The sequence below is a fragment of the Streptomyces sp. SID5910 genome (assembly GCF_009862125.1).
Taxonomy (GTDB): Bacteria; Actinomycetota; Actinomycetes; order Streptomycetales; family Streptomycetaceae; genus Streptomyces.
Genome location: NZ_WWHX01000665.1, coordinates 1 through 17,380 on the forward strand (window position 1 = coordinate 1; position 17,380 = coordinate 17,380).

At 74.7% G+C, this 17,380-nt stretch carries 16 protein-coding genes; 3 read left to right on the forward strand and 13 right to left on the reverse strand.

What is annotated here, in order from left to right; translation table 11 throughout:
- Window positions 1–478 precede the first annotated feature (478 nt).
- From mobA to pdhA, 4 genes are all read right to left on the reverse strand, one after another.
- Window positions 479–1,477 carry a molybdenum cofactor guanylyltransferase gene (gene mobA, locus GTW67_RS23145; protein WP_524539814.1) on the reverse strand — a complete coding sequence of 333 codons (999 nt, stop codon included), beginning with the start codon at window positions 1,475–1,477 and terminating at the stop codon, window positions 479–481.
- 80 nt (window positions 1,478–1,557) lie between these two features.
- Window positions 1,558–3,087: a dihydrolipoamide acetyltransferase family protein gene (locus GTW67_RS23150; protein ID WP_161166724.1), complete on the reverse strand. Its 1,530-nt coding sequence runs from the start codon at window positions 3,085–3,087 to the stop codon at window positions 1,558–1,560.
- Window positions 3,087–4,091, reverse strand: a complete 1,005-nt coding sequence (locus GTW67_RS23155) for an alpha-ketoacid dehydrogenase subunit beta (protein WP_161166725.1) — start codon at window positions 4,089–4,091, stop codon at window positions 3,087–3,089. The genes GTW67_RS23150 and GTW67_RS23155 overlap by 1 nt, the downstream gene beginning before the upstream one ends.
- Window positions 4,088–5,245 carry a pyruvate dehydrogenase (acetyl-transferring) E1 component subunit alpha gene (pdhA, locus tag GTW67_RS23160; protein WP_161166726.1) on the reverse strand — a complete coding sequence of 386 codons (1,158 nt, stop codon included), beginning with the start codon at window positions 5,243–5,245 and terminating at the stop codon, window positions 4,088–4,090. The genes GTW67_RS23155 and pdhA overlap by 4 nt, the downstream gene beginning before the upstream one ends.
- Window positions 5,246–5,434: 189 nt before the next feature.
- Here pdhA and GTW67_RS23165 point away from each other — a divergent pair, with 189 nt between their 5' ends.
- Complete coding sequence (locus GTW67_RS23165; protein WP_161166737.1) at window positions 5,435–5,938, forward strand: Lrp/AsnC family transcriptional regulator; 504 nt, start codon at window positions 5,435–5,437, stop codon at window positions 5,936–5,938.
- 28 nt (window positions 5,939–5,966) lie between these two features.
- On the opposite strand, the gene GTW67_RS23170 is transcribed toward GTW67_RS23165, so the two are convergent.
- Together GTW67_RS23170 and GTW67_RS23175 are read right to left on the reverse strand one after the other, a co-directional pair.
- Entirely contained in the window at window positions 5,967–6,569 is a 603-nt protein-coding gene (locus GTW67_RS23170) for a TetR/AcrR family transcriptional regulator (protein ID WP_161166727.1), read from the reverse strand.
- Window positions 6,566–8,083 carry a 3-hydroxyacyl-CoA dehydrogenase gene (locus GTW67_RS23175; protein WP_161166728.1) on the reverse strand — a complete coding sequence of 506 codons (1,518 nt, stop codon included), beginning with the start codon at window positions 8,081–8,083 and terminating at the stop codon, window positions 6,566–6,568. Before GTW67_RS23175 ends, GTW67_RS23170 begins: the two co-directional genes overlap by 4 nt.
- Window positions 8,084–8,241: 158 nt before the next feature.
- Between GTW67_RS23175 and paaN the strand changes: the two genes are divergently transcribed.
- Window positions 8,242–9,933, forward strand: coding sequence for a phenylacetic acid degradation protein PaaN (gene paaN / locus GTW67_RS23180; RefSeq protein ID WP_161166729.1), 1,692 nt, complete (start codon window positions 8,242–8,244; stop codon window positions 9,931–9,933).
- A gap of 1 nt (window position 9,934) precedes the next feature.
- Here the strand turns inward: paaN and GTW67_RS23185 are convergent, their stop codons facing one another.
- From GTW67_RS23185 to GTW67_RS23205, 5 genes are all read right to left on the reverse strand, one after another.
- On the reverse strand, window positions 9,935–10,717 hold the full coding sequence (locus GTW67_RS23185) for a TrmH family RNA methyltransferase (protein ID WP_161166730.1): 783 nt from the start codon (window positions 10,715–10,717) through the stop codon (window positions 9,935–9,937).
- Window positions 10,714–11,931: an HTTM domain-containing protein gene (locus tag GTW67_RS23190; RefSeq protein WP_161166731.1), complete on the reverse strand. Its 1,218-nt coding sequence runs from the start codon at window positions 11,929–11,931 to the stop codon at window positions 10,714–10,716. The genes GTW67_RS23185 and GTW67_RS23190 overlap by 4 nt, the downstream gene beginning before the upstream one ends.
- Complete coding sequence (locus tag GTW67_RS23195) at window positions 11,928–12,716, reverse strand: DUF5819 family protein (RefSeq protein ID WP_161166732.1); 789 nt, start codon at window positions 12,714–12,716, stop codon at window positions 11,928–11,930. Before GTW67_RS23195 ends, GTW67_RS23190 begins: the two co-directional genes overlap by 4 nt.
- A 202-nt stretch (window positions 12,717–12,918) precedes the next feature.
- Window positions 12,919–13,248, reverse strand: coding sequence for a rhodanese-like domain-containing protein (locus tag GTW67_RS23200; protein ID WP_161166738.1), 330 nt, complete (start codon window positions 13,246–13,248; stop codon window positions 12,919–12,921).
- Window positions 13,249–13,344: 96 nt separating this feature from the next.
- Complete coding sequence (locus GTW67_RS23205; RefSeq protein ID WP_161166733.1) at window positions 13,345–13,536, reverse strand: hypothetical protein; 192 nt, start codon at window positions 13,534–13,536, stop codon at window positions 13,345–13,347.
- A 225-nt stretch (window positions 13,537–13,761) separates the two neighbouring features.
- Here GTW67_RS23205 and GTW67_RS23210 point away from each other — a divergent pair, with 225 nt between their 5' ends.
- Window positions 13,762–14,733: a helix-turn-helix domain-containing protein gene (locus GTW67_RS23210; protein WP_161166734.1), complete on the forward strand. Its 972-nt coding sequence runs from the start codon at window positions 13,762–13,764 to the stop codon at window positions 14,731–14,733.
- Window positions 14,734–14,822: 89 nt separating this feature from the next.
- On the opposite strand, the gene GTW67_RS23215 is transcribed toward GTW67_RS23210, so the two are convergent.
- Together GTW67_RS23215 and GTW67_RS23220 are read right to left on the reverse strand one after the other, a co-directional pair.
- Window positions 14,823–15,635 (reverse strand): J domain-containing protein, encoded by an 813-nt coding sequence (locus GTW67_RS23215; protein ID WP_161166735.1) that lies wholly within the window; start codon window positions 15,633–15,635, stop codon window positions 14,823–14,825.
- A 55-nt stretch (window positions 15,636–15,690) separates the two neighbouring features.
- Window positions 15,691–17,217 carry a DUF2252 domain-containing protein gene (locus tag GTW67_RS23220; RefSeq protein WP_202437589.1) on the reverse strand — a complete coding sequence of 509 codons (1,527 nt, stop codon included), beginning with the start codon at window positions 17,215–17,217 and terminating at the stop codon, window positions 15,691–15,693.
- Window positions 17,218–17,380 lie beyond the last annotated feature (163 nt).

Genomic DNA, 17,380 nt, shown 5'->3' on the forward strand with positions numbered 1-17,380 from the left:
GCCGGGCGGTGGGGGGCGGTGCGGATCCCGGCGTGCGGGGTGCCGTGCCGGTGGGGGCCGGGGCCCGGGTGGGCGTCGTGCCCGGGGTGCGTGTCGTCACCGGGGACACGGTCACCGGGGACGGGGGCGCCGCCGTCGGGTGCGGGGGCCCAGGCGCCGGGCGCGGAGGCGGGGCCGTCTGGCGCGGGAGCCCAATCGCCGGGCGCGGGAGCGCGACCGTCTGACGCTGGAGCCCAATCGCCGGGCGCGGGAGCGCGACCGTCTGACGCTGGAGCCCAATCGCCGGGCACGGGAGCGCGGCCGTCTGACGCGGAGGTCTGGTCGGGCGTCCGGTCGGCGGGCGCGGACGACCGCCCGCCGGAGGCCGGTGCCCGGCGGGCGCCGGAGGCCGGGTCGGGTTTCTCCCGTACGAGGGCCAGCGCCTCCTCGACGTCCAGGTCCTCCGCCTCCTCGCCGGACCGTGTGCCGGGGGAGGTCATCAGGCGTCCGGGCGCGTGTCGGGGACGGCGCCGGGGGCCACGTCCGGCTTGCCCTCCACGGGGGCCGCGCCAGCCTTGCCCTCCGCCTTGCCCTCCGCGCGGGCCGCGTCCGTCTCCTCCGCCCAGCGCTGGGCGAGGGCGGCGGCCTTCTGCGCGGCCTCGGCGACGGCCTCGGTGCCGCCGCCGGCCCGCGCGGCGGCGTAGCCGACGAGGAAGGTGGTCAGCGGAGCCGCGGGCCGGGCCACCCCGTGGGCGGCGTCCCGGGCGAGGTCGAGCAGGACGCGGGTGTCGACGTCCAGGTCGATGCCCAGCTCGTCCTTGGCTGCGGAAATCCATTCATCCAACACGTGCCCATGCTCCCTGATGCGTGCCCTGGCGATGGCGATGTCGTCCCAGGTGTCGCAGTCGAACGAGGCGACGGCGTCGGGGACGCGAGTAAGACGCAGACCGTCGGTCAGCCGCCGCAGCGGCAGCCCGGTGAGCTCCCGTCGGCCGCCGGCGAGCGCGGCGAGTCCGCGGCGCAGTGCCGGCGCCCGGTACGCGGCGACGAGGGGCTGGTCGCGGCCGTCGGCGTCGGTGAGCAGCACGCCGTCGGCGTCGCTCGCGGCGAGGGCCACCGTCAGCCGGCCTACGGTCGGCCCCGCGAGGAACGGCAGGTCGGCCGAGACCACCACGACGTGCTCGGCCGTGGTGTGCCGCAGACCGGCGTCGAGCGCGGCGAGGGGCCCGCCGCCGGACGGTTCCTCGCGGGCCCAGGTCACCGGCCGCGCGGTGGGCCGGGGATCGGCGACGACGACGGTGGTGCGGGCGCCGGCACAGGCGGCGAGCACCCGGTCGAGCAGGGCACGTCCGCCCACGCGCAGACCGGGCTTGTCCGCTCCGCCGAGCCTGCGGGCGGCGCCGCCGGCGAGCACCACGGCGTCGTACACGGCGGGCGCCTGCCCCGGCACGGGGTCGGTGCCTGCGCCGGGGTCGCCCGGGGGTTCGTACGCGGTCACCCCCCGAGTATGCGTGCCCGCGCGATCACAGGGAACGCGGGGGAGCCCGCGCGATCAGCGTGCGTGCGCGGGCACTCCCGTCACAGGGTGCGCAGCAGCACCGCCGGCTGTTCCACACAGTCCGCCACGTACCGCAGGAAACCGCCCGCCGTGCCGCCGTCGCACACCCGGTGGTCGAAGGTGAGCGAGAGCTGCACGACCTGACGCACCGCCAACTCGCCCTCGTGCACCCACGGCTTGGGGACGATGCGGCCGACGCCGAGCATGGCCGCCTCGGGGTGGTTGATGATCGGCGTGGAGCCGTCGACGCCGAACACGCCGTAGTTGTTCAGCGTGAAGGTGCCGCCGGTCAGCTCACCGGGCGTCAGCCGGCCGGCCCGGGCCGTCTCGGTCAGCCGGGCGAACTCTGCGGTGAGCGCCTCGGCGTCCCGCGCGTGCGCGTCCCGGACGACCGGCACGACCAGCCCCCGGTCGGTCTGGGCGGCGAACCCGAGGTGGACCTCGTCGAGTTGGACGACCTCGCGGGCCTCCGTGTCGACCGTGGAGTTCAGCTCGGGGAAGCGGGCCAGCGCGGCCGTGCAGATCCGGGCCAGCAGCGCGACGAGGGAGATCTTCGGTCCGCCCGCCGCGTTCATCGCGGCGCGCGCCCGCATCAGCTCCGTCGCGTCGGCGTCCACCCAGCAGGTCGCGTCCGGTATCTCGCGCCGGCTGCGGGAGAGTTTGTCGGCGACGGCGCCCCGCACTCCCTTGAGCGGGGTGCGGACACCACCGGGACGCGGCGCGGACGACACGGGCACCCGGCCCGCCTCCGCCGCGTGCGCCTCGGCCTCCTGGGCCGCCGTACGGCCGCCCCGCGCGGCGGCGGCACGCAGCGCGTACTCCACGTCCGCGCGCAGGATCAGCCCGTCCGGGCCGGAACCGGTCAGCTCGCGCAGGTCCAGGTCGTTCTGGCGGGCGAGCCTGCGCACGAGAGGGGAGATCACGGGGACCGGCCCGTCCACCGGCTCGGCGGCACGCACCCGGCCGTTCGCCCCGCCGGACGCGGGAGACGCGTGGGCAGCGGACGACTCGTGGGCCACGGGAGACGCAGGGCCGGCAGTAGACCCGTGGGCCACGGGAGACGCAGGACCAGCAGCAGACCCGTGGGCCACGGGAGCCGTGGGGGCCGCGGTGACCGCCCGCCCGTCCGCCCGTACCCGGCGGCGCCGCGCGGGCGCCTCGGACGTGCCGTACCCGACCAGGACGTTCCCCGAGCCCTCGGCCCGCCCGCCCCCGGGCTGCTCCGCCGCAGGCTCCCCGGCGCTCCCGGCCCCGGCACTCCCAGCCCCGGTGCCCGAGCCCCGTCCGCCCGGGCCGGAGGCCTCCTCGCCCACCGCCACCGTCAGCAGCGGCGCCCCGACGGGCAGCTCCGCGCCCTCCTCGCCGAAGCGGGCGGTGACCACACCGCCGTAGGGGCAGGGGACCTCGACCATCGCCTTGGCCGTCTCGACCTCGACGACCGGCTGGTCCACGACGACCACGTCGCCGACCTCGACCAGCCAGCGCACGATCTCCGCCTCGGTGAGCCCCTCACCGAGGTCGGGGAGCTTGAACTCCAGCACCTGTGCCATCAGCTTTCGGCCTCCCACTGAAGGCGCCCCACGGCGTCCAGGATCCGGTCCACACCGGGCAGGTGGTGACGCTCCAGCATCGGCGGCGGGTACGGGACGTCGAACCCGGCCACGCGCAGCACCGGCGCCTCCAGATGGTGGAAGCAGCGCTCCGTGACCCGGGCCGCGATCTCCCCGCCCGGGCCCCCGAAGGAACCCGACTCGTGGACGACGACCGCGCGTCCCGTCCGCCGCACCGAGGCGCACGCCGTCTCGTCGTCGAACGGCACCAGGGAGCGCAGATCGACGACCTCGAGGTCCCAGCCCTCGGCCCGGGCCGCCTCGGCCGCCTCCATGCAGACGGCCAGCGACGGCCCGTACGTGATGAGCGTGGCGCTCCGGCCCGAGCGCCGCACCACCGCGCGGCCTATGGGCTCAACGGGTGCCGGCTCCTCCGGGTTCCACGTGTCCTTCGACCAGTACAGCCGCTTGGGTTCGAGGAAGACCACCGGGTCGTCGGAGGCGATGGACGCCCGCAGCAGCCCGTAGGCGTCGGCGACGGTCGCGGGCGTGACGACATGGAGCCCCGGAGTCGCCATGTAGTACGCCTCGGACGAGTCGCTGTGGTGCTCGACGCCGCCGATGCCGCCGCCGTAGGGCACGCGGATGGTCAGGGGGAGGGGCATCTTGCCGCGGGTGCGGTTGCGCATCTTGGCGACATGGCTGACGACCTGCTCGAACGCCGGATAGGCGAAGGCGTCGAACTGCATCTCCACGACCGGGCGCAGCCCGTACATCGCCATGCCGACCGCGGTGCCGAGGATGCCGGCCTCGGCGAGCGGGGTGTCCGTGCAGCGGTCCTCGCCGAACTCGGCGGCGAGCCCGTCGGTGACCCGGAAGACACCGCCGAGGGCGCCCACGTCCTCGCCCATGACGTGCACGGCCGGATCGTCGGCCATGGCGTCGCGCAGCGCCCGCGTGAGGGCCTGCGCCATGGTGGCCGGCTTGACGGCGACGGTGGTCATCGGTGTCCCCCCTCGGACGCCCCGGACGCGGTCTCGGCCTCGGCCGCCAGCTCCGCGCGCAGCAGGTCCCGCTGCTCGCGCAGCTGCGGGGTGGGCTCGGCGTAGACGTGCGCGAAGAGATCCATCGGGTCGAGCTCCGCGTCCTGGTTCATCCGGGCGCGCAGGTCTGCGGCCATCGCCTCGGCGGCCTCGCGGGCGGCCGAGACACGCTCCTCGTCGAGCAGGCCGCGCTCGGTCAGCTCCCGCTCCAGCAGCTCGACCGGGTCGTGCCGGCGCCAGGTCTCGACCTCGGCGTCGCCGCGGTAGCGCGTGGCGTCGTCGGCGTTGGTGTGCGCCTCGACCCGGTACGTCACCGCCTCCACCAGCGTGGGTCCGCCGCCCTCGCGCGCGCGGCGCACGGCGTCGGAGAGGACCTCGTGAACGGCGGCGGCGTCGTTGCCGTCGACCAGGCGGCCGGGCATCCCGTAGCCGACGGCCTTGTGGGCCAGCGACGGGGCGGCGGTCTGCTTGGCGAGCGGCACGGAGATCGCGAAGCCGTTGTTCTGCACGAGGAAGACGACCGGGGCCTGCCAGACGGCGGCGAAGTTCAGCGCCTCGTGGAAGTCGCCCTCGCTGGTGCCGCCGTCGCCGACCATGGCGAGGGCGACCACGTCGTCGCCCTTGAGGCGGGCGGCGTGCGCGAGGCCCACGGCGTGCGGCAGCTGGGTGGCGAGCGGCGTGGACAGGGGGGCGACCCGGTGCTCGTAGGGGTCGTAGCCGGTGTGCCAGTCGCCGCGCAGCAGGGTGAGGGCCTCGACGGGGTCGACTCCGCGGGCGACGACCGCGAGCGTGTCGCGGTAGCTCGGGAAGAGCCAGTCGCGCTCCTCCAGGGCCAGCGCGGCGGCGACCTCGCAGGCCTCCTGGCCGGTGCTGGACGGATAGACCGCGAGCCTGCCCTGCTTGGTCAGGGCGGTCGCCTGCGTGTTGTACCGCCGGCCGCTGACCAGCCGGGCGTACAGCGTGCGCAGCAGCTCGGGGTCCAGCTGCCCGGCGGCCTTCGTGCCGAGGACGCGGTACGGCTCCGCGTCGGGCAGCAGCGGCGCGGGGTCGGTACGGGGCTGCCAGGCGGGCGGCGGTGTGGGCCGGTACGCGCCCCGCTGCTCCATGACCGTCATGACGGCACCTCCTCGTGGGAGCGGCTCGGGGCCCGGCACGGGTGTGACGGGCCTCACCTACCGATTGTTCGGTCGTCGGCACATTTTGGCTACAGGCACCCCCAGGCTGTGGACAAACGGTTCTCCACGGCCTGAGATGGACGCAGTACGTCCATGGTAGGAAGGCGGGGGCACATGGCATCTGAACAAATGGCCGAACGCCCGGGAGAGGCCGGCGGCCCGGACGACGCCGGCGCCCCGCCGCCCCCGCGCCCGCTGGACGCGATCGATCAGGACATCCTGCGCATGCTCCAGTCGGACGGCCGCGCCTCGATACGGTCGGTCGCCGAGCGGGTGCACGTCTCGCGGGCGAACGCCTACGCGCGCATCAACCGGCTCGTCGAGGACGGCGTCATACGCGGCTTCGGCGCCCGCGTCGACCACGAGCGCGCCGGGCACGGCACCTCGGCGTACATCACGCTGAAGATCGTGCAGAACTCCTGGCGCACGGTCCGCGCGCAGCTCAGGCAGCTCCCCGGCGCCTCCCACATCGCCCTGCTGGGCGGCGACTTCGACGTCCTGCTGCTGGTGCACACGCCCGACAACCGGGCCCTGCGGGAGCTGGTCCTCACCCGCCTCCAGGCCATCCCGGAGGTGCTCAGCACTCGCACGCTGCTGGTGTTCGAGACGGAGGACCTGGAGCCGCAGGGCTGAGCACGGGCGGGCCCGGCCCCGGGACGGCTCAGAAGGTCCCGCGCAGCCCCGCGAACACCAACCGCGCCACCGCGTCCACCACTTCGCGCTCGCCCGCGCCGCTGCGGCCGTCGGGACCGTCGGGCCGGTACCACTCGACGATCGAGTTGATCATGCCGAAGACCAGCCGCGTCGCGAGCCGCACCTCCACGTCCGCGCGCACGTCGCCCTCGGCCGCCGCCGCCCTCAGCAGCTCGGCGACCCGGTGGTCGAACTCGCGCCGCCGCTCCAGCGCCCAGCGCTCGGTGCCGGTGTTGCCCCGCACCCGCAGCAGCAGCGTCACGTAGGGCAGTTCGGCCATGAGCACCTCGACCATGCGCCGCACGACGTACTCCAGCCGTCCGGCGGCGGGCCCCACGCGCGCGTGCTCCTCGTCGAGGATGCCGAACAGCTCGTCCAGGGCCCGGCTCACGGCCCGCCGCAGAAGCTCCTCCTTGCCCGTGACGTGGTGGTAGATCGAGGACTTGGAGATCCCGGCCGCCTTGGACAGGTGCTCCATCGAGGTGCCGTCGTAGCCGCGCTCGATGAAGACCTGCACGGCGACGGACAGCAGCGTCTCGGGCGTGTACGTGTCGCGCTTGGCGGTGGTCATGAGGTGCTGCCCTCCCGCTGGTCGGAGGTGTGCGCGTGGCGGTGGAGGGCGAGCGACGGCGCGTACCGTCCGCCGGGGTCGCGCAGGTGGAGGTCCTCCAAGACGGAGTAGGCCCAGCGGCGGCCGAGCCGGCGGCTCCACTCCAGCGGGCCGAGCGGGTAGTTGACGCCGAGGCGCATCGCGGTGTCGACGTCCTCCTCGCCGGCCACGCCCTTGGCGACCGCCTCGACGGCCAGATCGACGATCCGCGCCACCGTGCGGGCCACGATCATGCCGGGGACGTCGCCGATGACGCTGACCTTCTTGCCGAGCGCCTGGAACAGCCCGGTCGCCTCGGCCAGGGTGCGCGGGGCGGTGTCCGGGGAGGCGGCCAGGGCGATGCGGGTCGCCCGGCGGTAGTCCAGGGCGAGGTCGAAGCTGACCACGTCCTGGTACTCCGCCGTGGTCTGCCCGTCGGCGAGGACCAGTTCGCCGCCGCCGGGCAGCACCAGCCGGGTGCCGTGGTCCTCCGCCTCCTCGCGGACCTCGATACCCGCCTCGCGGATCATGGCGATCAGCTCGCCGGCCGGCCCCAGGTCGCCGACCGCGACCACGTACGCCGGCGCCTCGGCCGGCTCGGCGGTGTGCGGCTCGGGCCGCTCGGCGCCGTCGCGGTAGTCGTACCAGCCCTGCCCGCTCTTGCGGCCCAGGCGGCCGGACTCGACCAGGCGGCGCTGGGCGAGCGACGGGGTGAAGCGCACGTCCTGGAAGAACGCCTCCCACACGGAGTGCGTGACGGACTCGTTGACGTCCTGCCCGATGAGATCGGTCAGCTCGAAGGCGCCCATCCTGAAGCCGCCCGACTCGCGCAGCACGGCGTCGATGGTGGCCGGGTCCGCGCCCCGGTCCTCGTACACGGCGAAGGCCTCGGCGTAGAAGGGCCGGGCGACGCGGTTGACGATGAAACCGGGCGTGTCCGCGCAGGCCACCGGCGTCTTGCCCCAGGCGCGGGCCGTCTCGTACGCGCGCGTGGCCGCGGCGGCGTCGGTGGCGAACCCGGAGACGACCTCCACCAGCGGCAGCAGCGGGGCCGGGTTGAAGAAGTGCAGTCCGACGAAGCGGCCCGGGACGCGCAGCGCGCCGCCGATGGCGGTGACGGACAGGGAGGAGGTGTTGGTGGCGAGCAGGCAGTCGTCACCGACGACGTCCTCCAGCGCGCGGAACAGCTCCTGCTTGACGTCCAGCCGCTCCAGGACGGCCTCGACGACCAGTGCGCAGTCGGCGAGCTCGGCCAGGGCCTCGGCGGGTTTCAGCCGGGCGCGGGCCGCGTCGCGGTCGGCGGCGGTGAGACGCTCCTTCTCGACGAGCCGGTCGAGCCGGGCGCCGATCGCGTCGGCCGCGTCCCGGGCCCGCCCGGGAGCCGCGTCGTACAGCCGCACGGGGTGGCCCGCGACCAGCGCCACCTGGGCGATGCCCTGGCCCATGGTGCCGGTGCCGACGACGGCCACGGGGCTGCTGAGGTCGAGTGCTGTCATGTGCGCGATCCTCCCGCACGGGGTTTTCCACAGATGCGGCGGTCCCCCTTGTCCCGACCGATCGTTCGGTTACTCTAGCCGTGTCCGCTTGTTTCTGCCCAGGTTTCCCCCAGGTCACGACTCGACGGAGAGCTCGTGAGACGAGGAGTTGGTCCCGCATGGCCGCCGAACTCACCGCGCACCAGCTGATCGACCGGCACCGGCCGACGCTGGACCAGGCGCTGGAGACGATCCGCACCCGCGCGTACTGGTCCCCGCACCCCGAGCACCCCAAGGCCTACGGGGAGAACGGCAGCCTGGACATGGCGGCGGGCAAGGCCGCCTTCGACGCCCTGCTCGGCACCCGCCTCGACCTCGGCCAGCCCGGCACCGACGGCTGGGTGGGCGGCGAGGTCTCCCCGTACGGGATCGAGCTGGGCGTGGAGTACCCGCACGCGGACCTCGACGTGCTGCTGCCCGCGATGAAGGCCGGCCAGAGGGCGTGGCGGGACGCGGGCGCGGAGGTGCGCGCGGTGGTCTGCCTGGAGATCCTGAAGCGGATCGCCGACCGGACGATGGAGTTCGCGCAGGCGGTCATGCACACCTCCGGGCAGGCCTTCATGATGGCCTTCCAGGCGGGCGGCCCGCACGCCCAGGACCGGGGCCTGGAAGCGGTGGCCTACGCGTACGTGGAGCAGGTCCGCACCCCCGACACCGCGGAGTGGACCAAGCCGCAGGGCAAGCGCGACCCGCTGGCGCTGACCAAGCGGTTCACGCCGGTCCCGCGCGGCATCGGCCTGGTCATCGGCTGCAACACCTTCCCGACGTGGAACGGCTACCCGGGCCTGTTCGCGTCCCTCGCCACCGGCAACGCGGTCCTGGTCAAGCCCCACCCGCGCGCGGTGCTGCCGCTCGCGATGACCGTGCAGGCCGCCCGCGACGTCCTCACCGAGACCGGCTTCGACCCGAACCTGGTCGCGCTGGCCGCCGAGCGCCCCGGCGAGGGCATCGCCAAGACCCTGGCGACCCGCCCCGAGATCCGGATCATCGACTACACCGGCTCGACCTCCTTCGGCGACTGGCTGGAGGCCAACGCCCGCCAGGCCCAGGTCTTCACCGAGAAGGCCGGCGTCAACACGGTGATCGTCGACTCGACCGACGACTACAAGGGCATGCTCGCCAACCTGGCCTTCTCCCTGTCCCTCTACAGCGGCCAGATGTGCACCACCCCGCAGAACCTGCTCATCCCCCGCGACGGCATCCGCACCGACCAGGGCGACAGGACCTACGACGAGGTCACCGCCGACCTGGCCCGCGCCGTCGACGGCCTCCTCGGCGACGACGCCCGCGCCAACGCCCTGCTCGGCGCCATCGTCAACCCGGACGTCAAGGCCCGCCTGGAGGCCGCCGCCGGGCTCGGCGAGGTCGCCCTCGCCTCCCGCGAGATCACCAACCCGGACTTCCCGGACGCGACCGTGCGCACCCCGGTGATCGTCAAGCTGGACGGCGCCAAGCCCGACGACGAGGCCGCCTACACCAGCGAGTGCTTCGGCCCCGTCTCCTTCGCCGTCGCCGTCGACTCCGCCGGGCACGCCGTGGACCTGCTGCGCCACAGCATCCGCGAGAAGGGCGCGATGACCGTCGGCGCCTACACGACCGACCCGGAGGTCGAGGAGGCCGTGCAGGAGGTCTGCCTGGAGGAGGCGGCCCAGCTCTCCCTGAACCTGACCGGCGGGGTGTACGTCAACCAGACGGCCGCCTTCTCCGACTTCCACGGCTCGGGCGGCAACCCGGCGGCCAACGCCGCCCTGTGCGACGGCGCGTTCGTCGCCAACCGCTTCCGGGTGGTGGAGGTCCGGCACCAGGCCTGAGCTAGAGGGACCTGGGCGGCGCGCCCCCGGTGGCGCTCCAGTGGTACAGCGTCATGGCCACACTGGTCGCGAGGTTGTAGCTGGAGACCTGGGGGCGCATCGGCAGCGCCACCAGGTGATCGGCCCGCGCGCGCAGCTCGCTCGACAGCCCGCTGCGCTCGGAGCCGAACGCGAGCAGCGCGTCGTCGGGCAGCTTCAGAGCGCGGATGTCCTCACCCTCCGGGTCCAGCGCGAACACCGGCCCGGGCGGCAGCCGCTCCACGTCCAGCCGCTCCACGGCGGTCGCGAAGTGCAGCCCCGCCCCGCCGCGCACGACCGTGGGGTGCCACGGGTCGAGCGGGCCCGTGGTGACCACGCCGGTCGCCCCGAAGCCGGCGGCCAGCCGGATCACCGCCCCCGCGTTGCCGAGGTTGCGCGGCTGGTCGAGGACCACGACGGGGCTGGTGCGGGGCGTGTGCGCCAGCGTCCGCAGCGCGGCCTCGCGCGAGGGGCGTACGGCCAGGGCGGCCACCGCGGTGGGATGCGGGCGCGGGACGAGGGAGGTGTACACCGGGTGCGGCACCTCGGTCAGCAGCCCGTCCAGCGCCTCACGGACGTCCGGCGCCAGCTCGTCGGCGAGGGCGAGGGCGCCCGCGCGGTCGCTGGTGACGGCCACCGGGACGCCGGCGCCGAACCGCAGGGCGTGCTTGAGGGCGTGGAAGCCGTCGAGCAGCACACACGCGTCGGCGTGCCCGCGCCAGACGGACAGGGCGTCGGGGCGGGGCCCGGAGGCGGGGTCGGTCATGCCGTGAAGCCTACGTGCGCCTGCCCGGCGTCCTCCCGGGCGCCGCGGGGCGCCGGCACCTTCCCCGGGCCGCCCCCGCGCCGCACCAGACGACCCCGCGCGCGTGCCGCCCACCCGCCCAGGCGGCGCAGGAACGAGGTCGGCAGGAAGACCGCGTCGGCGGCGATCATCGCCAGCGAGAAGAACGGCAGCCCGAGCGCCACGGCGATCACCGCGTGCTCGGTGATCATGGCGGCCAGCAGGACGTTCTTGACCCGCCGGTTGAACAGCGTGAACGGGAAGGCGACCTGCACGGCGACCGTGCCGTACGTGATGAGCATGACCATCGTGCCGTTGGCGGCCAGCACCTCGGACAGGCCCGGCCAGGGCGAGAAGTAGTCCAGGTGGAGGGGGTAGTGGACGGCGGTGCCGTCCTGCCAGCGCGAGCCCTGGATCTTGTACCAGCCGGCGGTCGCGTAGATCAGACAGGCCTCCGCCATGATCACCAGCAGGGCGCCGTTGTGCACGATGTCGGCGACGACGTCGAGCAGGATCCGCGGCTGGCCGCTCCTGGCCCACCGCCCCACCGCCCACCACAGGCCCTGCGCCGACCACACCGCCCACAGCAGCGCCGGGACGAACAGGTCGCCGTCGAGCCGGCCCGCCAGCGTCACCAGGAACAGCGCGAAGCCGAGCACCGTCCACAGGGCGGGCCCGGTCCGGTCCACGACGCGCTCCCCCCGCGCGCGTGCCTCGCCCGCGCGCCGCGCCCGCCGCGCGTCCAGCGACCACACCCGGCCGCAGCGGGTGAGGACCAGGTAGATGCTCATCAGGTGCAGGACGTTGTCGCCGCCGTCCCCCATGAAGATGCTGCGGTTCTGGAGCGAGAGCACACCGACCATGAACAGCACCGACGTGGTCCGCGTCCGCCACCCCAGCAGCAACAGCACGCTGCTCAGCACGGACAGCGCGTAGACGGCCTCGAACCAGGCCGCGCCGTCCCACCACATCAACGCCGTGAACGCGCCGTTGTCCGAGATCAGCTGCTCGGCCAGCTCACGGCTCCAGGGGCCGTCCGGCCCGTACAGCTCGTGGCGGTGGGGGATCTCGCGGAGCAGGAAGAGCAGCCAGGTCGCGCTGAAACCGATGCGGACCGTCGCGGTCTGGTACGGGCCGAGCGCCGACCCGGTGACGCGGGCGATGCCGCGCGAGAGGGACAGGGCGAGGCCGTTCACGCGACGCCCCCCTCCGCCTCGGCGGCGGGCACCTGCCACCAGGGCAGCTCCCGGTACACCGGCCGGTCGGACACCGTCTCGCCGCTCCAGTCGGGCGGCGGCACATTGGTCGTCCGGGAGCGGTACTGGACGCGCCGGACGGTGCCGTCCGGTTCGGCGGCGTCGTTCCGGTCCAGCCGCAGGACCGCGACACGGCGCAGATAGGTCTCGGACAGGGTGCCCCGCAGGCCCACCGGGCGGTTGCCGGAGTCGTGGGTGGCGAGGAAGAAGTCCCAGGCCCGGCGCAGCTCGTTCTGCTGGGTGTGGCTCGGCAGCGGATTGCCGTCGATGGCCCGGCCGTCCTCGGCGGACAGGTCGTACCAGCCGGTGGTCCGGACCCCGCCGTCCGACGTGCTCACCTCGGCGCGCACCTGGACGGAGATGTTCTGCTGGAGCGGGTTGGGCGCGAAGAGCTTCCAGTTCTGCTCGAACTCCGGGTAGATCCACTCGTCGACCACGGAGCCGTGCTGCTTGGACAGGGTGTTCGCCGGGGCGACGTGCAGGAAGGTCAGCCCGATGTGGGCGCAGACGGCGGTCGCGACGACGGCGAGCGCGAGCACGGCCCCGACCTGGTAGCGCGGGGAGAGGGCGGCGACCCCGGTACGGGGGGCTCCGGCGGCGGGGGCCTCGGTGCTGCCGGGTGGCCCGGCCCCCGGAGGCCCGGTGCGCGCGGCGGACGGCTCGGCGGGCCGGTCCGGCTCGTCCGGCGCCCGCCGGGCGTCCGAGCCTGTGTCGTGCGCGTCCATTCCGCCCCGTTCCCCGGTCCGTCTCTCCGCCCGCCCTGCCGCGGGGGCGCCGCGTGACACCACCGGTGCGGATGCTCCACGACGCTCGAACGGGAACGGTACTCAGGACGGCCCGTCGGCACAGCCCCCGGCGGACCGCCCGCGCAGTGGCCGTCACCACACCCGCGCCGCGGCCGGGGGACCGTGCCCCGCGCGGGGACGGCTAGAGGACGTGCCCCGGCTCGCCCTTCCCGTCCACGACGGGCCGGCCGGCGGCGGCCCACACCTGCATGCCGCCGTCGACGTTCACGGCGTCGATGCCCTGCTGGACCAGGTACATGGTGACCTGGGCCGAGCGTCCGCCGGAGCGGCAGATCACGTGGACCCGGCCGTCCTCGGGCGCGGCCTCGGTCAGCTCGCCGTAGCGGGCGACGAACTCGCTGATGGGAATGTGCAGGGCCCCGGCGGCGTGACCCGCCTGCCACTCGTCGTCCTCGCGGACGTCCAGCAGGAAGTCGCCGTCCTTGAGGTCCGTGACCTCGACCGTGGGCACACCGGCTCCAAAACTCATGCCCCCGACGCTACCCGACGCGACGGGGCCTGCGGCCGGCCCGCCGGGCGCGGGCCGGGACGGACAAAGGCCGCGCGTTCAGCGGAAGGAGCGCAGGGTCCGGCCCAGCTGAAAGACGGCCGCGAGCAGAGCGGCCAGGACGACGGCGCCCAGACCGTAGCGGGCCGCGTCGCCCATGTCGCTGCCGACCACGGCGACTTCCGCGCCGCAGAGCACCATGACGAGGGCGGCGATCGGGACGGTTCTGCTCGTACGGGCGGTCTCACTCATGCTGCTCTCTCCTCCGGACGGGGTTCAGGACGGACGTGGAACAACTCTGGCGGTACGACCGCCCCCGGACGAGACGACCGGCGCGCAGCTTGCTGCACCGCCCTTGTGCCGCTTCCTGCACCACCGGCCGCCGCAGGCACCGTCCACCGGCATGGCGCCAGGGGCGGAACCCGGTGTATGCCTGGGAAAACGACCGGCACAGGCCGCGTGCACACAGGGGGGACCGTGCCACCACCACGCCTCGACTTCCTCGGCGTGACCGAGGCCGAGGAAGCCGCCTATCGCCGGCTGTTGCGCCGGGGCGTGCGCGAGGACGACGAGCCGGGCGCCCAGGCCGACGCCCCGACCGCCGACCGCCTGGTCGAACTGGGTCTGGCCATCCGCACCCACACCGGCGTGCTGCGCCCGATCGCCCCCGCGCGGGCCGTCGAGCACCTCATCGACAACCGGCTCGACGCCCTTCAGGAGGAGCTGGAGCAGGCGGCCCGCACGGGCGGCGTGGTCGAGTCGCTCCAGCAGGAGCGGACGACCGCCCCGGCGCCGCGCCCGCCGGAGGAGGCCCCGACCGTCCAGCAGATCGAGGGCATGGAGGCCGTCCGCGCCGTCATCGACGAGTTGACCTTCTTCGCCCGCAGCGAGAGCCTCACCACCAACCCCACCGGCATCATCAGCCGGGAGTCGGCCGACTTCTCACGCCCCATCGACCTGCGCGTCCTGCGCCGGGGCGTCCGCATGCGGACCCTGATGGCCGCCCCCGCCCTGGACGACCGGGCCACCATGTCCTACCTGCACGAACTGGCGGGCAAGGGCGCGGAGATCCGGATCTCGCAGCAGCCCCTGGAGCGCATGATCATCTGCGACCGGGCCGCGGCCCTCACCCCCCTCGACCCGGCGCACACCGCCAAGGGCGCCCTGCTGACCCGGGAGCCCGGCCTCGTGGCCACCCTGGTCACGCTGTTCGACCGCATGTGGGCCATGGCGCAGGGGCTGCCGGCGCCGGACGACGAGCTGCCCACCGAGATCGAGCGCAGGATCCTCAAGTCGCTCTACACCGCCGACAAGGACGAGAGCGGCGCCCGTGACCTGGCCATCTCGGTGCGCACCTACCGCAAGCACGTGGCGTCCCTCATGACCCGCCTTCAGGCCACCAACCGCTTCCAGGCCGCCCTGCTCGCCCGGGAACGCGGCTGGTTCTGAGCAGCGGTACACCACCGCGCCGGTACGCCACGACGGCTGCCCGCGACCGACGGACGCGGGCGGCCGGGGATCCGCACCGTCGAGCGGGGCTACTGCGCCAGCAGCTCCGCCAGTTCGGCCTCCCGCTCGCCCACCTGGGCCGCCAGCTGCTCGGCGATCTCCTCCAGCAGACGGTCGGGGTCGTCCGGGGCCAGCCGGAGCATGGCGCCTATCGCACTCTCCTCCAGCTCCTTGGCGAGCACGGTGAGCAGTTCCTTGCGCCGGTCGAGCCATTCGAGGCGCAGATACAGCTCGTCGCCGCGGCTCGGGCGCCGCTCGGGCGCCGGACCCGCGGCCCACTCCTCGGCCAGGCTCCGCAGCTCGGTCTCGTCGCCGCGGGCGTAGGCGGCGTTGACGCGGGTGATGAACTCCTCGCGCCGGGCCCGCTCGCCGTCCTCCTGCGCCAGGTCGGGGTGGGCCTTGCGGGCCAGCTCGCGGTAGAGCCTGCGGGCCTCCTCGCTCGGCCGGACCCGCTTGGGCGGGCGCACCGCCTGGTCCGTGAGCATCGCCGTGGCCTCCGGGAACAGTCCGTCCCCGTCCATCCAGCCGTGCAGCAGCTCCTCGACCCCGGGGATCGGCATGAGCCGGGCCCGCGCCTCGTCGGCCCGGCGGCGGTCCTCGGGGTCGTCGCTGCGGGCCGCCCTGGCCTCCAGGATCTGCGCCTCCAGCTCCTCGAGCCGCGCGTACACCGGACCGAGCCGCTGTTCGTGCAGCCGGGAGAAGTTCTCGACCTCCACGCGGAAGGTCTCCAGGGCGATCTCGTACTCGATGAGCGCCTGCTCGGCGGCCCGTACGGCCTGCTCCAGCCGCTCCTCGGGCCGCGGCGCACCACCCTGCTCGGGCTCAGCTTCCGGGGTCGTCACCCGACCAGCCTAGGGCACGGACGACCGGCACCGTCCGGCCCGCCGCCGGGCCCGCTCACACCCCCGTCTCCGCCGCGAGGCGCCCGGACCGCACCGCGGCGAGCAGCGCGGCGTGGTCCGCCTCGGTGCGGTCGGCGTAGGTCAGGGCGAAGGCGGCCACCGCCTCGTCCAGCTCCTCGTTCTTGCCGCAGTAGCCGGCGACCAGGCGCGGGTCGGCGCTGTGCGCGTGGGCGCGGGCCAGCAGGGCGCCGGTCATCCGGCCGTAGTCGTCGAGCTGGTCGGCGGCGAGGGCGGCCGGATCGACGCTGCCCTTGCGGTTGCGGAACTGCCGTACCTGGAAGGGCCGTCCGTCGACCGAGGTCCAGCCGAGCAGGATGTCGCTGACGACCTGCATGCGCTTCTGCCCGAGCACCACCCGGCGGCCCTCGTGCGCGACCTCGGGAGCCGGGAAGCCCGCCGCCGCCAGGTGCGGCACGAGCGCGGAGGGCCGGGCCTCCTTCACCTGGAGCACGAGCGGCTCGCCCCGGTGGTCGAGGAGCAGCACGACGTACGACCGCGTGCCCACGCTGCCCGTGCCGACGACGCGGAAGGCGACGTCGTGCACCGCGTACCTGGCCAGCAGCGGCAGCCGGTCCTCGGACAGGGTGGTCAGGTAGGTCTCCAGGGAGGCCGCGACCGCCGCCGCCTCCTCGTCGGGCACCCGGCGCAGCACCGGTGGCGCGTCCACGAAGCGGCGCCCGCCGTCCTCGGTGGCCTCGGTCGAGCGGGCCGCGAACCGCCCGCTGGTGTTGGCCCGTGCCTTCTCGCTCACCCGCTCCAGCGTGCCGAGCAGGTCGTGGGCGTCGGTGTGGGAGACGAGCTCCTCGTCGGCGATGGCGTTCCAGGCGTCCAGTGCGGGCAGGCGGGCCAGCAGCCGCATGGTGCGCCGGTAGGCGCCGGCCGCGTCGTGGGCCGCCTCCCGGCAGGTGTCCTCATCGGCGCCGGCCTCCCGGCCCGCGAGCACCAGGGAGGTGGCGAGCCGTTTGAGGTCCCACTCCCAGGGGCCGTGGACCGTCTCGTCGAAGTCGTTCAGGTCGATGACAAGGCCGCCGCGGGCGTCCCCGTACAGACCGAAGTTGGCCGCGTGCGCGTCGCCGCAGATCTGGGCGCCGATGCCGGTCACCGGCGTGCGCGCCAGGTCGTACGCCATCAGGCCGGCCGACCCGCGCAGGAAGGCGAACGGCGTGGCCGCCATCCGCCCGGCCCGGATCGGGGTCAGCCCCGGTATCCGGCCCCGGTTGGACTCCTCGACGGCGCTCACCGCGTCCGGCCGGTCCGCGTCGGGGTCGAACACGGCGTGCGCGGACCGGGCGACGGAGGCGCGCAGCGCCTTGCCCCGCGCCTTCGGCGACCCCTCGACGGGCCACCGCGCGAACCCGGGCACCACCGGCACCCGCCCCACCGCACGGCGGCCCCCGGCGTCCGCACCCTGCGCCGTGCCGGCCGCGTCCGCCACAGGGGCGGCACCGCCCTCACCGGCACCAGAGACCCCACCGGCCGCCCCGGCCGCCCCACCCCGCGTCGCCGCCGTCACCTCGGTCATCCGACCGCCCTCCCCGACTCCCGTACCCGACCCACGCAAGCGCCCCGGCGCACCACGGCGAACCCGCCGCACACCGCGCGCCCCCGCACCCACCGTCCACCGCCCGCACCGGCCGCCGCCGCCCGCACTCACCGGACGCCCCCGCCACCGCCCCGGACGCGCC